Source organism: Undibacterium sp. SXout7W (genome assembly GCF_049339385.1).
In the GTDB taxonomy this organism is placed as follows: Bacteria; Pseudomonadota; Gammaproteobacteria; order Burkholderiales; family Burkholderiaceae_D; genus Undibacterium.
In genome coordinates this window covers 471077-485926 of record NZ_JBMPPF010000001.1, presented here as the reverse complement: position 1 = coordinate 485926, position 14850 = coordinate 471077, and the positions used below count along the sequence as shown (strand labels likewise).

The following is a 14850-nucleotide window of genomic DNA, read 5'->3' as shown; positions in this document are numbered from 1 at the left end:
TTTGATACGTTTTCTTACTCTCAGTTGCTCTGAGCCACTTATTTGGGATGCAAATGAGAATGACGCATGCTGTAAAAGAAATAAATCACGATTGAAATCGCCATCCAGATAAAAAATATTCTGAACGTGGCAGGAGATAAATCTTTCAAAATATACAGGCATGCGGCAATGCTCATTCCAGGTATCAGGTAAGGCCCGAATGGCACACGAAAACCTTCGTTATTCAGGCCTATTCCCTGTCTACGGATCACTGGTATTGCAACCGACACCACCATAAACGCCACCAGCGTTCCCATGCTGACCATATCCCAAAGAAAGGTAGCATCCACCAAACCAGCCACAATACCTACCAGCAGACAGACAATAATGGTGTTACTGACGGGAGTACGGGTGCGGACATGCACTTTTTGAAATGAAGCAGGAATCAAACCGTCTTTGCTGATGGCATATAAAATCCGGCTTTGCCCATAAATCGTCACCAGCGTAACGCTGAACACAGAAATGACGGCACCTGCTGACAGAATCAACGCAGGCCAGGTATGACCAGTCACATTTTGCAAAATCACAGACAATCCTGCTTCCTGTCCCTCAAACATACTGGCGGGTTGCGCACCGACTGCAGCTACGGCGACCAACATATAAAACACGGTCACGATCAGAAGCGCCGCCATGATACCCAACGGTACATTGCGCTTAGGATTTTTGACCTCAGAACCTGCGGTAGCAATAGTATCAAGACCAATGAACGAGAAAAACACGGTACCAGCCGCTGCTGTCACACCGGCCATCCCGCCTAAACCTTTACTGTTGTCCGGATTAAAGAAGGGAGTGAAATGTTCTGCATGAAAACCAGAAAATGCAATAACAGAAAAAAACACCAGAATAGCCAGTTTGATCATCACCATGATGGCATTAACCGTCGCGGACTCTTTCGCTCCGCGTAATAACAAAATACAACAGATCGCCACCAGTATCACCGGCGGCAAATTAAACTGACCCGGATGAAACTCCGTACCATGAGCGCCGGAGACGATCATGGGGTTACGCAGCATTTCAGGAATTTGCCAGTGAACCGCATTCATTAAAAAATTATTCAGATAGGCTGACCAGCCAATCGCTGTAGCACTCGCTGCAAGGCCATATTCCAGCAGTAAACAGGCGGCAACGATAAAAGCCGCAAATTCACCCACAGTAGCGTAGGCAAACGAATAAGAGGAGCCAGATGCCGGAATCCTGGAAGACAACTCCGAATAACATAAAGCAGTCAGACCGGCAGTAAAGGCAGCAATTAGAAACGACAAAATGACCGATGGACCAGCCTTCGGCACAGCTTCCACCATTGTAAAGAAAATGCCGGTGCCGATCGTGGCACCAACACCAATCATCGTGAGCGAAAAAACGCCCAAAGAGCGATGTAGCGCATGCGGATGATCGTCGATCACGATATCGTGAGCGTCAATGGACTTTGTCCTTGTCAATTGCTGAACGAGTGTTTGTTGACTCAAGATGATTCCTTATTTTTAACACCGTACCAATGTGAGGTCGGTTCAGATAAATTGTCATTCATATCAATATCGCTTTTTATGCGCGAATATTGGCATTAAAACGCTCATCATAGCCGCAATTAAGCATGCTTTGATCTGGTATAAACTTTATTTCAGCATGCGATATTCCGTTATTTCCACACATAGAACGATGCTACAATCCCGGCCATGCCATTGTTCAGACAATCCCGACGACATTTTCATCACCTGATACGTGCAGTATTGTGCCTATACATACTGACGCTGGGTGTTGCTATGGCATCGCCGATGTTCAAGTCTGAAGCCATGAACCTGATCTGTACCAGCACAGGCTACAAGCTGGTCAGCCAAACCGGGGAAATTGGCAATAAGCCTGGTAACGATAACGGTGATAGCAGCAAATCCATCACACATCTGCTGGATTGCTCACTCTGTTTAGCGACCGGTATTCCTCCTGCATTACCGCAACAAGATGCTTGCGAACCACCGCATGTCTTGTCATACGCATTACGTTCGATTCCTGCCGCCTGTCTGGCAGCGATCGTTGCAGCACCATTACCAGCACGCGGTCCGCCCTCAGTCTGAAATAACTCTCCTTTGCACTGAATTTTGACTGAATCACGCACCAGATCATTGCTGATGCGTTCAGTTCCTTTTGCATTTTTTTATTTCAGACTGAATGAATACTCTTTATCCTTCTGTGCGCCTGCGCGCACTGGTGACTGCTGTCGCCACAACACTGCCTGTTTTTTCCTCAATCGCGTCAGCTCATTCTGTGGCATCCGATGCGACTGATTCACAAGCACAGGTGATTATCAACGGTGGCCGTCCATCTTCATTGCCGATAGAAATTCCTACAACGATAGAAGGTATTAACGCCAAAACCATTGAGCAAACCATCAATGCGATTGATGCCGAAGACGCGCTCAAATATCTGCCCAGTCTGTTGGTTCGCAAACGCTATGTCGGTGACTATAACCACGCGGTACTGGCGACACGCGCATCAGGGACAGGCAACAGTGCCCGCTCGCTCATCTATGCTGATGGCGTATTGCTCTCAAATCTGCTGGGTAATGGAGCAAGCTTTACTCCTCGCTGGGGTATGGTCACGCCGGAAGAAATCGAGCGTGTTGATGTGCTGTATGGGCCATTTTCTGCCGCCTACCCGGGCAACTCGGCTGGCGCAGTCGTTGATTATGTGACCCGCATGCCACAGCAATTTGAAGCGCATGCCAAAATCACCGGTTTTTCTGAACAATTCCAACTCTATGGTACAGATCAAAGTTACAGCGGTAAGCAGCTAAGCGCCAGCCTTGGAAATAAACAAGGTAATCTGTCGTGGTGGGTGAATGTCAATCAGCTCGACAGCGATGGTCATCCGCTGTCATTTGCCAACAAATTATTATCAACCGGCGCCAGTAATGCTGGTGGCACTGTCGTCAGTGGTGCCATTCCGGGTAAAAATCCACAAGGCATGGATTGGTGGATACTCGGAGCAACCGGACAATACAATACCGTTCAAGATCACGCAAAAATCAAGCTGGCGTATGATTTCAGCCCAACACTGCGAGCCAGCTATACCTTGGGCTACTGGCGCAATCACATGCGCAGCAGCGCAGATAGTTATCTTCGCGATGCGGTGGGTAACGCCATATTCAGCGGCGATGTGAATATCGCAGGTAAAAAATATACGCTGGCGGCAACGGACATTGCCAATAGCATTAACCAGCTCGAACACATCACGCATGGCATCAATCTGAAAAGCAATACCCGGGGTGTTTTTGACTGGGAAATTGCCGCCAGCCTGTATGACTACAACAAGGATATCAGCCGGGCGCCAACAGTCGCCATTCCCGCAGCCAATAGCGGTGGTGCCGGCCGCATTACTGATGGCGCAGGAACAGGTTGGAACACCTTCGCAGTCAAAGGTATCTGGCGACCAGATGCAGCGCATACGACAGAATTTGGTTATCAGCGTGAAGCCTATCAGTTACGGAGCAAAGTATCCAATACCAGTGACTGGCAACAGGCAGATGCTGGCAGCCAGGTATCCGCCTTTCAGGGAAATACCCAGCTACAAAGTCTGTATGCACAAGATACATGGCGCATGACTGCGCAATGGAAAGCGACTGTCGGCATGCGCGTTGAGCAATGGGATGCCAACCATGGCATCATCGCCAGCGGCACGACGTCTGTCGGTTTGCCGGACCGACGTGAATCTTATGTATCACCGAAAGCAGCTATCGCTTATCGCGCCAATGAGGACTGGACATATAAAGTCTCAGTGGGTCGCGCAGTCCGTATGCCCACTGTGTCAGAGCTCTATCAGGGAACGGTATCAACGACCAGCATTGTCAATAACGATCCCAATCTGAAACCAGAAAAATCCTGGACAACTGAATGGAGTGCCGAGCGAATCCTCAATGAGGGACAAGGTTTACTCAGGGCAACCGTCTTTGCTGAACGTACCAAAGACGCCTTGTATTCGCAAACCAATACGCTGGTGACGCCCAATATCACCAACATCCAGAACGTCGATGAAATTCACACTCATGGAATAGAAATCGCCTATCAGGAAAGTGATGTATTCACCAAAGGATTGACATTGGCAGCCAGCCTGACGTACGCCGATTCCACGATCACAAAAAATGATCGGTTTGCCGCCAGCGTTGGCAAGAAACAGCCGCGTGTACCAGACTGGCGTGCCAATCTGGTGGTCAGCTATCAGCCTAACGACAGGTGGTCAACCAGTCTGGGCGTTCGCTATAGCGGCAAGCAATATGGCTCTCTGGATAACAGCGATAGCAATGCCTTTACCTACCTTGGCTTCTCCAGCTTTGTGGTCGCCGATGTTCGTGTACGTTATCAGTTAGCACGGCAATGGAGTGCCTCATTGGGCGTTGATAATATCAACAACAAAAAATACTGGGCATTTCATCCCTACACACAACGTAGCGTCGTTGCCGAGTTGAAGTGGGATTTTTGAGCTGAAAAAGAAATGGCCTTACGCTGAATAGCTGAATAGCTGAATGTGTCGAATAAACGGAACCGCTGCCCCTGATCACTCATCCTCCTGCCGGATCAGTCACGATCAGAGTCAGCGGCAATAAGCCATCATCAGCGTATGACTTCGTATAACTCCAGCGGCAAGCCGTCAGGATCAGCAAAAAAGACAAAGCGCCGGTTCGTATATTCATCGGTACGAACCGGTTCCACTGCCACACCTTTTGCCTCCAGCTGCGCCTTGCAGGCAAGAATATCACTGACCGCAAATGCCAGATGACGCAAGCCCTGTGCCTCTGGATACGAGGGGCGTGCCGGTGCGTCCGGAAATGAAAACAATTCGACTTGCGAACCGTCCGGCAATCCCAGATCCAGTTTATAAGACTGTCGCTCCGCACGGTAATGTTCAGCCAGAATCTGCAATCCTAGTATTTGCGTATAAAAGTCTCTGGAAACTGCATAATCAGAACAGATAATTGCTGCGTGATGAATGCCAAGTAATTGCATAATCCAGGTTGAATAATGTCGAATAATATCGAATAGCGTCAGATAATCCGTGCAAAGAAAATGTTCTCTCAGCGTTTAATCTGCGCAAAAGCTTCACCCTTGTTCCAGACTGGCAAACCCGCACTGTTAGCAACCTCCATACCAAGATTCAGAGTGAACTGTGCTTGCTGCACCATTCCACTCAAATCCCAGTTTGCATGGTACTTATCACGTTCAGTGTGATAATCGGCTTTAAATCCGGTCATCTGCTGCTTGAGTGTTTGTTGCGGTTCTCTGGCAAAATGAAAATGTCCGTCGCCGGAAAATACCGCTGACCCAACATTAAATGCCGGTACGCCCGCACGTGCGAAATTGAAATGATCGGCACGGAAATACGCACCACCCAGATCAGGGACTGACGGTGCCAACTGCAAACCCATTTTTTTTGCGACACGGGCAGCGCTCTGATACAAGCTACTACGCTCACTACCAGCCACGCCGATATCGCGCGTAGCTGCGACAAAATTCATACTATCGAGATTCAAATCCGCCGCCGTTTTTGCCAGAGGCCAGGGTGGATTACTGACATACGCAGCACTGCCCAATAAATACTGTTCTTCCGCACATGGCCATAAAAAAATCTGTGTCCGCTTTGCCGGATGCGCTACCGCTGCTTGCGCCATTGCCAGTAGTGCTGCCGAACCAGATGCATTGTCGACTGCACCATTCCAGATGTGCATGCTGCCATCGGCATGTCGCTCGGTTCCCAGATGATCCCAATGCGCCGAGTAAATCACGGCTTCAGATTGCAGTCTGGCATCAGTTCCCGGCACCATTCCCAGTACGTTAAACTGCTCGACCTGACGCACCTGATTATGCACATGCACGCTGGCATCGGCATTTAAAAAGACGGGTTTAAAATCACGACTCTCGGCCTGTGCGCGCAACTCATCCAGATTTTGCCCAGATGCAGCGAACAGCGCTTTTGCCACATCTTCCTGCAACCAGCCTTCCAGCCCATTACCGCTACCAGGAAGACTGAAACGCTCATGACTGAAGCTGGTCTGAGGCACATTCCAGCCATAGCTGGCGGACGGTGTTGTGTGTATCAGCAATACGCCCGCAGCCCCTTGTCGTACCGCTTCTTCGTACTTATAAGTCCAGCGACCATAATAAGTCAGCGCCTTACCACCAAAGCGCTCTGGCTCTGTCTGAGTTGGCTGGGGATCGTTGACCATCATGATCAGTAATTTGCCTTTCAGATCAACACCCTTAAAATCGTCCCAGCGTTCCTCTTCAGCGCGTATGCCATAACCAACAAAGACTACCGGCGCATCAAATGCCACATCGGCTCTGCCGCCAGAAGAGCCAAACACAATCTGCGAACCCCATTGCGGAACAATCTGCTGACCTTTGACATTAAAAATCACGCGGCTATCGGGCAAAGTCTGACTACCTGTGAGTCTGACGATCTGGCGATATCCCTCCACACCTTTAGCATTCAGGGTTTGCAAACCAATCAGCGCAGCCTGTGTTTCCAGATAGCGCACCGCAAGATCACCTCCACGCTGACCTGTCCCGCGCCCTTCCAACAAATCATCCGCCAGAAAAGCCAGATGGGAGCGCAATACCGGCTCGCGCACTTGTGCCTGCTGCGTTCTTTGTGTTTGTTTCTGTGCTTGTTGCTGTATTTGCTGCGCCATCACTTGTTCCGGGGCCAATCCGGCAGTCAGTACCAGGCTTGCGGCTACGCAGCTTGTCGTCAGAGTTTTCATCATCGTCAGGAAAGTTTGTTACGTCGTGAATTAAATCGGTTATTGAATCGATGATCGAATCGATTTTGCAGTCGCCTATGACCTTATCAACAAGGTCACGGCTTAAAACGGGAATGCAATGATCAAATCAGTTATCAACGAAGTTGCCAAAGGAGTTGCCAGTTCAAACATTAGGAGCACTCAAAACAAAAAAAGTTCCGGTCGATAACCAGGCAGTTAATCCATCGCACTCTGTATGAGCTTGTCATGGATTTGTCTGCACTTGTACAACAAGGGAACATCATGCCGCCAGGTCGGTTTTGTAACAATCCTGAATGACTCTGCTCTTGATATCGTTTTATGCCAATGGTGCATCTGTCGCCAGTCTGGAATAACACCGCAGATCGACGTAACGCTCGCCTTTGCGCTCACATTCACGCAAAATGCCCTCCAGCTGAAAACCCAGATTTTCCAACAATCGCCAGCTACCGCGATTATCCGGCTCAACCAGTGCCTGTATCCGGTGCAAGCCCAATTCATGAAAACAGCATTGCAATGCGGCCTGAAGCACTTCCTTCATCACCCCCTGTCGCCAATATTGCGGGAAAAGCCAAAATCCCATTTCAGCACAGTGGTCATCCTGTTCCCAATCACTGATACCGCAACATCCGAGCAATTGCTCAGGCGCAGCCAGATCAGCAATCGCCCACCAGATACCTGTCCGGGTATGATAGATCAGTTCAAACCAGTCCATTTGCGCCTGCGTCGACGACAAAGTCTCGTAGCTGAGGCCATAATATTCAATCACTTGCGGATCAGACATCCCTTTAAAAATGAAAGGCATATCCGCCGCCACAATCTGTCGCAGCAGATAGCGGGAAGTTGTTATTTGTGGAAAATCTTGCATATCTCTTTCACTATTGACGGCGGTATGGTGGCAATACCAAGACAGATAGCAACTCAGCCCTGCACATGAAGACGGTACTTCTCAGCACTGCAGAAACGCGTTCGGCTGTATCTCACAATGTGGCGTAGCGCAGCAAATTCAGCACTGCTTCAGAAAAATCTGCCGGGATTCTGTTGCATAATCGTGCATCTGTTTTTTTAAGGAATTGTTATGAATAATATTGCGCTGATCGTTTTTTTAAAAGCGCTGATCGTTGTCCCCATTACCTTGTTGCCCATTTTAAATCCGATTGCGATAGCGCCGATTTTTTTATCGATGACTGGCCCGCTTGAGACAACACTGGCCAGCAAACTGGCGAAACGTATCGCCTTGAATTGTTTTTTTCTGCTGATGGGTGCGGTGTTTGTCGGTTCTTATGTGTTGGATTTTTTTGGCATTTCACTGCCTATCGTCCGTGTCGCGGGTGGCATTGTGGTCGCGATGGCAGGTTGGAAATTATTGAACGATCAGGGCCAGGACAAATTACGCAATTCTGTTGCGGCATCACATGGCGGCAGTTGGAGCAGCGAAGAATTACGTCGCCGCAGTTTTTATCCTTTCAGTTTCCCATTGACAGTCGGGCCGGGGACGATTGCCGCCTCCATCACATTGGGCACGCAGATGCCACATAAGCCGGTTGACTGGATCATCACCAGTATTGCCTCGGCTCTGGGCGTGCTGCTGACTTCGCTAGTGATTTATCTGTGCTATCGCTTTGCCCGCAACATGGAGCGCTTTCTGGGTGATGTCGGCGCAACGGTACTCATGCGCTTGTCAGCATTCATTTTGCTGTGCATCGGCATCGAAATTGGCTGGGCAGGCATCTCAGCGTTGATTGAAGATCTGCGGTTCCATTAACTCTCTGACGCGGTGGTATGGCAGGCGCAGGCTTCACCATGTGCCGCCGCGACCAGCTCATGCAAGATGCCACATTCCTTGCCCGAATGTGGCTCATGACAACGGGCGCGCAATTGGGTGAGCTGTTTTTCTAACGCCTGCATACTGTTCAGACGTGCGCGGACCCGGGTAATTTGCTGATCAATCAGTTGATTGATATCGCCGCAATCGTCTGCTGGCTGATTGATGAAATCGCTCAAACGGCGAACATCCGCCAAAGAAATGTCCAACGCCCGACAGTGCCTGATAAACGACAAGCGCTCCAGATGATCTGCGGTATAGCTGCGGTAGCCATTCTCTTGTCTGGCAGGCGCTGGCAGCAGTGCCTGTTTTTCGTAATATCGTATGGTTTCTACATCAACGCCAGTCGCCCTGGCCAGTTCACTGATACGCATCGCCTGCTCCTGATGAAATATACTCCCTATGAGTATATATTTTACCCACTGTAAATACCTAGTCTGTAGACAGATTAAATGAAAATGGTAGGGGAGTATCAAAATATTGATGAAAAATAAGAGGCTCTTGTATTTTTCTTGACCCTGTAGCGACTTCAGAGTCTACACTGAGATCATTCTTTCAGCAGTGAGATCAACGAGATTCCAGATGACCGAGAAAATTCCTTGTTGCGGACACACACATCCGCAGCCCGACACCACTCCGCAACATGCGTCTCACGAGCACAGAGGGCAAAGCACGCATGATACGTCCGCTCATGAGCATCATGCACATCATGTACATGGCCACGCTGCGTCGCATACACATGCTCAGGTGGATACATCAGCGTCCCACAATCGTACCGAGCTTCCCGCCAAAGCCCAACATCTGCAATTGCATATCCATAATATGGATTGCCCAACCGAAGAAGCGCTGATACGTAAGGCATTTGCTTCCATCGATAATATCTTCCGTCTGGATTTCGATTTACTGAATCGAATATTGACCGTTCATCACGATGTCCGTGACACGCAGCACATTCACCAGGTACTCAGCAACATTGGTATGCCGGGGGTTGCTGTCACACCAAGCAACAACGAAGCGATCGCCACGCCAACAGCAATGAATAAGGGACAGATCCTGCGCATGGTGATTGGCGGAGTAGCGGCCTTCTCGGCAGAAGCCCTGGCGTGGACAAGCGGGCAAGACCGGTCATTGCCGATTGCTCTGCTGGCGTTGATCACGATCTTCATCAGTGGCATTCCCACATTAAAAAAGGGGTGGATCGCCCTACGCCATTTCACGCTGAATATCCATCTGCTGATGACTGCGGCTGTTCTGGGTGCTACCGCGATTGGACAATGGCCTGAAGCAGCGACGGTCATCTGGCTATTTGCACTGGCAGAAACGATAGAAAATGCAAGCCTGACCCGTGCACGTGACATTATCCGGGGCCTGAAAACCCAGGCGCCGGAAACAGCATTGGTACAACAACAAGACCAGCGCTGGCAGACGCAAGAAACGTCGTCTATACAGATAGGCCAACTGATCCAGATTCGTCCCGGTGACAGAATTGCACTGGATGGCAACGTTGAATATGGTCACTCCAGTGTGCATCAGGCCGCGATTACCGGCGAAAGTATTCCAGTCGAAAAACAGCCCGGTGATACCGTCTACGCAGGCAGCCTGAATCAGTCTGGCGTATTGCATATTCGTGCCACGGCAACCCAAAACACAACCATGCTGGCAAGGATTGCCCAGTCAGTGCAGGACGCGCATAGCCAGCGTGCGCCAACGCAAAGCTTTGTTGACCGCTTTGCCGCCCGCTACACACCCATCGTATTTGCCATCGCTCTGTTAATGGCGATACTTCCGCCACTATTGCTACAACACGGATGGCACGACAGCATTTACCGTGCGCTGGTTCTGCTGGTAATCGCCTGCCCATGCGCATTGGTCATCTCAACGCCGGTCACCGTCGTGAGCGGACTGGCTCTGGCAGCTCGCCGGGGGCTGGTTGTCAAAGGTGGGCTGTATCTTGAACAAGGAAAAACACTCTCTTGCATCGCATTCGATAAAACCGGAACCCTGACCGAAGGCAAACCCCAGCTTCAGCAGATTATCAGCCTGTCAGCTCTGGATGAACAGGAAGTGTTGCGACTGGCCGCAAGTCTGGACGCGCATTCGAATCATCCGCTGGCACATGCGCTGCTCAATGCATGTCAAACCAGCTTGCTGCCAGTTAAAGGACTGCAGCTATGGAATCAGGGTCGTGGGCGTGGAGTGAGCGCCACCATCGCAGGACAACAATATCACCTTGGCAATCGCGCTATGCTCGCTGCGTTACAAGGCGATGTCAGCCTGAGTTCTGCACTCGAATTGCAATTGCAAACATTGGAGCAACAAGGCAACACCGTGTCGTTATTGTGCCAAGAGAATCAGTTAATCGGTATGCTGGCCATCGCAGACCAATTGCGAGCACACAGCGCAGAAGCGATGTCGCAGCTACACGCGCTTGGCGTGCGAACGATCATGTTAACCGGTGACAACCGGCATACGGCACAGGCTATTGCCAGCCAGGCAGGCATCGACCATGTGCAAAGTCAACTATTACCGGATGAAAAACTGACATCGATACAAACGCTGAGCGAGCAAGGACTCGTCGGTATGTGTGGCGACGGCATCAACGACGCACCGGCATTAGCCAGAGCCGATATCGGCTTTGCGATGGCCACCGGTAGTGATACCGCATTGGATACGGCCGATGTCGCCTTGATGCAAAATGATTTGCGCAAGATACCTGAATTCATTCGTATCTCGCGCCAGACCTCAAGATTATTATGGCAAAACATTGCGTTTGCCTTATCCGTCAAAGCCCTGTTTTTTATACTCGCGCTCAGTGGACACGCCAGCTTATGGATGGCGGTATTTGCTGACACCGGCACCAGTTTGCTGGTCGTACTGAATGGCTTACGCCTGCTGCGTTATTCGCCAGTCGAGGAATGAGCTGCCAATGGCTCGTGTAACATCAGCGCGTGTTCGACCTGCGCTGACTCATCACCGATACGGCTTTGCCAGGCACGTAAAAAGTAGTTTTTTTCTGTAGGAGTCGGTGCGACGTACCAGATCACCATCAACGTGCCTTTGTGGTCATGAATTTTAGCGAGTTTGGTAATGCATTCTGCATTGCCATCCACATCTGCCAAAGCAATTGCATATCCATATACACGACTCAGACGCTCAATGCGGTCTGGTTCAGTTTCACTATTTGTGGCAGAAATTTTTGGATGATCCAGATACATAATGCGTTCTCCGTCGAATGTGGTGCCGACGATTCTATCCGATCGGCCTGCAGACGGCTATCGACATTTACAGATGTCCGATAGCAGCAACGTTGGCAGCGGCAAGAAGCGCTGTTTTAGCGGTGGCAATCATTCACAAGCACAGTGTCTAGGCCCTGCCGCGTTTTTCCCACTTGCACTCCTGCCGTTTGAGTACCTGCCCGTCCTGCCCTACGGTTTCCAGATAGACATCAAATCCCCACAAACGCGCCACATGTTTGAGCATTTCGTTGGTCTGTGCATTCAAGGGACGACGCAGATACTGACTATGACGGAGCGTGATCGCACGATCACCTTGCATATCGACTGACCAAACCTGAATATCCGGCTCTCGATTGCCCAGATTGTACTGACCGGCAAGCTGCTGTCGTATCGTTCGGTAGCCAGCATCATCATGTATTGCAGACACGAGCAATTTATCTTTACTATCATCGTCAAGAATCGCAAAAAAATGAAAATCCCGAATTACTTTGGGCGACAGATATTGCGCAATGAAGCTCTCATCCTTGAAGTTTCGCATGGCAAATTGCAAGGTTTTTTGCCAGTCGGTTCCAGCAATATCAGGAAACCATTCACGATCTTCTGGCGTCGGCTGTTCACACATGCGCCGGATATCACGCATCATCGCAAAGCCCAGCGCATAAGGATTAATGCCATTAAAATACTGGCTACTGACGGGTGGCTGATACACGACATTCGTATGGCTTTGTAAAAACTCCATCATGAAGCCATCCCCAACAACACCCTCCTCATACAACTGGTGCAAGATAGTGTAATGCCAGAATGTAGCCCATCCTTCATTCATGACCTGTGTTTGTCTCTGAGGATAAAAGTATTGCGAAATTTTCCTGATAATCCGCACAATTTCACGCTGCCACGGCTGCAACAACGGGGAATATTTTTCAATAAAGTACAGTAAATTTTCTTGGGGTTCTTGTGGAAAACGCTGTATTTCTATGCTTTCCGGCGCTTCAGCGCGGCGCGGCAAAGTTCGCCATAAATCATTGACCTGCGACTGCATATAGCGTTCACGATCTGCCTGCCGCTCACGCTCTTCCGCTAAAGAAATACGTGCTGGCCGCTTGTAACGATCCACTCCATAATTTTGCAATGCATGACAAGAATCAATCACCAGCTCTACCGCTTCTGCACCGTAACGTTGCTCGCAATCGGCAACATAATTTTTGGCGAATACCATGTAATCAATAATGGCATCAGCATCGGTCCAGGTGCGGAACAGATAGTTCCCTTTGAAAAAAGAATTATGTCCATATGCCGCATGGGCGATGACCAGTGCCTGCATCGTCAGACTGTTTTCTTCCATCAGATAAGAAATACAGGGATTGGAGTTAATGACGATTTCATACGCCAACCCCATCTGCCCACGCTTATAGCTTTTTTCTGTCGATAAAAAATGCTTACCAAAAGACCAGTGGTTATAGGAGACCGGCATACCAACTGACGCATAGGCATCCATCATCTGCTCTGCAGTGATAATTTCGAGCTGATTCGGATACGTATCGAGCCCAAAATTGCTGGCGACACGGCGTATTTCTTCATGCGCCTGTTCGATTAACTCAAAGGTCCATTCCGATTGTTCTGGCAGAGCATTCGGATGTTTTTTTCTGGGGCTGACATGGCTGGTATCCATGATGGTCCTCAATTCGTCTGTTTCTTAAACAACTCTCTGAAAACAGGATAAATATCTGAAGGCGTTTCTATCTTTTGTATCGCAAAATGCGGATGACGGGCAGCGACTTTTTCATATTCCAACCATAAATTCTGCGGCTGTCCTTCGGTGATTTCTACGTACGCGTAGTACTGCACCAGCGGCATGATCGTATTACTTAATATCTCACGGCAAGTAGCCGAATCGTTATCCCAGTTATCGCCATCAGAAGCCTGCGCAACGTAGACATTCCAATCGCCAGCACCATAGCGGTCGCGAATAATCTGCGTCAATAAATTCAGTGCCGACGAAACTATCGTTCCACCCGATTCACGCGAGTGAAAAAAAGCATCTTCATCCACCTCCATCGCAGTAGTATGGTGGCGAATAAATACAACTTCAATTTTTTCATAAGCGCGCGTCAGAAACAGATATAGCAAAATAAAAAACCGCTTCGCAATATCTTTTTTCTGCTCGTCCATCGACCCGGAAACATCCAGCAGACAGAACATCACACACTGACTGGCTGGCTTCGGCACTTTCACGCGGTTACTGTAACGCAGATCGAAAGGATCAAGAAAAGGAATCGCCAGCAAGCGGGTTCGCAAGTGGTGGATTTCATGACGTAATGCCTGCACGCGAGTATCCGTCTCTGGTACAGAATCAGCCATCAGCGCAGCCATTTCTGCCTCTGCCTCCTTGAGTCTGCGGGCTGATTTCCCACCGACCGCAATTCTGCGCCCCATAGCTCCGCGCAATGAACGAAGCACATGCAGGCTCGATGCAGTTCCTGAGGTCTTGTAACCTGCACGCTGACTTTTAAAATCTGTCGTGGAAGCCAGCTGTGTTTTGACCATATTCGGCAATTCCAGATCCTCGAAGAAGTAATTCATGAATTCTTCGCGGCTGAGTTGAAAAACAAAATCGTCTTCTGCCGGATCATCGCTATTACCGCCCTGCCCGCTGCCAGAGCCACCACCACCGCCTTTCGGACGTGAGACCTGATCACCTTTCTGATATTGTTCATTGCCAGGATGCACGCCTTCCCAGACACCGCCATGTGAATGCCCAAAGGTAGGTTCACTCACATCTTTTACCGGTATCGAAATACGCTCTCCACCTTCGATATCGGTAATGGAGCGACCTTTGACGGCGCGTGCAACAGCCTCTTTAATCTGTCCTTTATATCGCTTTAAAAAACGTTCACGATTTGGAGCAGATTTATTTTTACCTTGAATACGTCGGTCAATCAGATGAACCAAAATGCTCTCCCGTTTGCCCTCAATCTGCGCTGTCT

12 protein-coding genes are annotated in these 14850 nt (G+C 49.5%); 4 read left to right on the top strand and 8 right to left on the bottom strand.

Annotated features, from left to right (window positions below; translation table 11 throughout):
- Positions 1-38 precede the first annotated feature (38 nt).
- Positions 39-1505, bottom strand: coding sequence for an APC family permease (locus tag ACO0LB_RS02115; RefSeq protein ID WP_423045989.1), 1467 nt, complete (start codon positions 1503-1505; stop codon positions 39-41).
- 207 nt (positions 1506-1712) lie between these two features.
- On the opposite strand from ACO0LB_RS02115, the gene ACO0LB_RS02110 reads away from it, so the two are divergent.
- Both ACO0LB_RS02110 and ACO0LB_RS02105 read left to right on the top strand, forming a co-directional pair.
- Positions 1713-2108, top strand: coding sequence for a DUF2946 domain-containing protein (locus tag ACO0LB_RS02110; protein WP_423045987.1), 396 nt, complete (start codon positions 1713-1715; stop codon positions 2106-2108).
- Between the two features lie 94 nt (positions 2109-2202).
- The gene (locus tag ACO0LB_RS02105; protein WP_423045985.1) at positions 2203-4509 is read left to right on the top strand and encodes a TonB-dependent receptor; all 2307 of its coding nucleotides are present in this window, start codon (positions 2203-2205) and stop codon (positions 4507-4509) included.
- Positions 4510-4640: 131 nt separating this feature from the next.
- Here ACO0LB_RS02105 and ACO0LB_RS02100 read toward each other — a convergent pair whose 3' ends face one another.
- From ACO0LB_RS02100 to ACO0LB_RS02090, 3 genes are all read right to left on the bottom strand, one after another.
- A complete protein-coding gene (locus ACO0LB_RS02100) occupies positions 4641-5033 on the bottom strand; it encodes a VOC family protein (RefSeq protein WP_423045983.1) in 393 nt (130 codons plus the stop codon).
- Between the two features lie 68 nt (positions 5034-5101).
- A complete protein-coding gene (locus ACO0LB_RS02095) occupies positions 5102-6787 on the bottom strand; it encodes a M28 family peptidase (RefSeq protein ID WP_423046136.1) in 1686 nt (561 codons plus the stop codon).
- Between the two features lie 337 nt (positions 6788-7124).
- On the bottom strand, positions 7125-7673 hold the full coding sequence (locus ACO0LB_RS02090; RefSeq protein WP_423045981.1) for a GNAT family N-acetyltransferase: 549 nt from the start codon (positions 7671-7673) through the stop codon (positions 7125-7127).
- Positions 7674-7883: 210 nt separating this feature from the next.
- On the opposite strand from ACO0LB_RS02090, the gene ACO0LB_RS02085 reads away from it, so the two are divergent.
- On the top strand, positions 7884-8570 hold the full coding sequence (locus ACO0LB_RS02085) for a MarC family protein (protein WP_423045979.1): 687 nt from the start codon (positions 7884-7886) through the stop codon (positions 8568-8570).
- Here ACO0LB_RS02085 and cadR read toward each other — a convergent pair.
- On the bottom strand, positions 8567-9004 hold the full coding sequence (gene cadR / locus ACO0LB_RS02080; protein WP_423045977.1) for a Cd(II)/Pb(II)-responsive transcriptional regulator: 438 nt from the start codon (positions 9002-9004) through the stop codon (positions 8567-8569). The two genes, ACO0LB_RS02085 and cadR, sit on opposite strands and share 4 nt — an antisense overlap.
- A 208-nt stretch (positions 9005-9212) precedes the next feature.
- Here cadR and ACO0LB_RS02075 point away from each other — a divergent pair, with 208 nt between their 5' ends.
- Positions 9213-11549 carry a heavy metal translocating P-type ATPase gene (locus ACO0LB_RS02075; RefSeq protein ID WP_423045975.1) on the top strand — a complete coding sequence of 779 codons (2337 nt, stop codon included), beginning with the start codon at positions 9213-9215 and terminating at the stop codon, positions 11547-11549.
- Here the strand turns inward: ACO0LB_RS02075 and ACO0LB_RS02070 are convergent.
- The 3 genes from ACO0LB_RS02070 to ACO0LB_RS02060 form a co-directional block, all read right to left on the bottom strand.
- A complete protein-coding gene (locus tag ACO0LB_RS02070; RefSeq protein WP_423045974.1) occupies positions 11528-11845 on the bottom strand; it encodes a hypothetical protein in 318 nt (105 codons plus the stop codon). The genes ACO0LB_RS02075 and ACO0LB_RS02070 overlap by 22 nt on opposite strands.
- A gap of 148 nt (positions 11846-11993) precedes the next feature.
- Positions 11994-13535, bottom strand: coding sequence for a SpoVR family protein (locus ACO0LB_RS02065; RefSeq protein WP_423045972.1), 1542 nt, complete (start codon positions 13533-13535; stop codon positions 11994-11996).
- 8 nt (positions 13536-13543) lie between these two features.
- Positions 13544-14815 (bottom strand): YeaH/YhbH family protein, encoded by a 1272-nt coding sequence (locus ACO0LB_RS02060; RefSeq protein WP_423045970.1) that lies wholly within the window; start codon positions 14813-14815, stop codon positions 13544-13546.
- Between the last annotated feature and the right edge of the window lie 35 nt (positions 14816-14850).

Coding starts and splice junctions, on each gene's coding strand:
- ACO0LB_RS02110 (WP_423045987.1), top strand. CDS start 1,713: ATGCCATTGTTCAGACAATCCCGACGACATTTTCATCACCTGATACGT.
- ACO0LB_RS02105 (WP_423045985.1), top strand. CDS start 2,203: ATGAATACTCTTTATCCTTCTGTGCGCCTGCGCGCACTGGTGACTGCT.
- ACO0LB_RS02100 (WP_423045983.1), bottom strand. CDS start 5,033: ATGCAATTACTTGGCATTCATCACGCAGCAATTATCTGTTCTGATTAT.
- ACO0LB_RS02095 (WP_423046136.1), bottom strand. CDS start 6,787: ATGAAAACTCTGACGACAAGCTGCGTAGCCGCAAGCCTGGTACTGACT.
- ACO0LB_RS02090 (WP_423045981.1), bottom strand. CDS start 7,673: ATGCAAGATTTTCCACAAATAACAACTTCCCGCTATCTGCTGCGACAG.
- ACO0LB_RS02085 (WP_423045979.1), top strand. CDS start 7,884: ATGAATAATATTGCGCTGATCGTTTTTTTAAAAGCGCTGATCGTTGTC.
- cadR (WP_423045977.1), bottom strand. CDS start 9,004: ATGCGTATCAGTGAACTGGCCAGGGCGACTGGCGTTGATGTAGAAACC.
- ACO0LB_RS02075 (WP_423045975.1), top strand. CDS start 9,213: ATGACCGAGAAAATTCCTTGTTGCGGACACACACATCCGCAGCCCGAC.
- ACO0LB_RS02070 (WP_423045974.1), bottom strand. CDS start 11,845: ATGTATCTGGATCATCCAAAAATTTCTGCCACAAATAGTGAAACTGAA.
- ACO0LB_RS02065 (WP_423045972.1), bottom strand. CDS start 13,535: ATGGATACCAGCCATGTCAGCCCCAGAAAAAAACATCCGAATGCTCTG.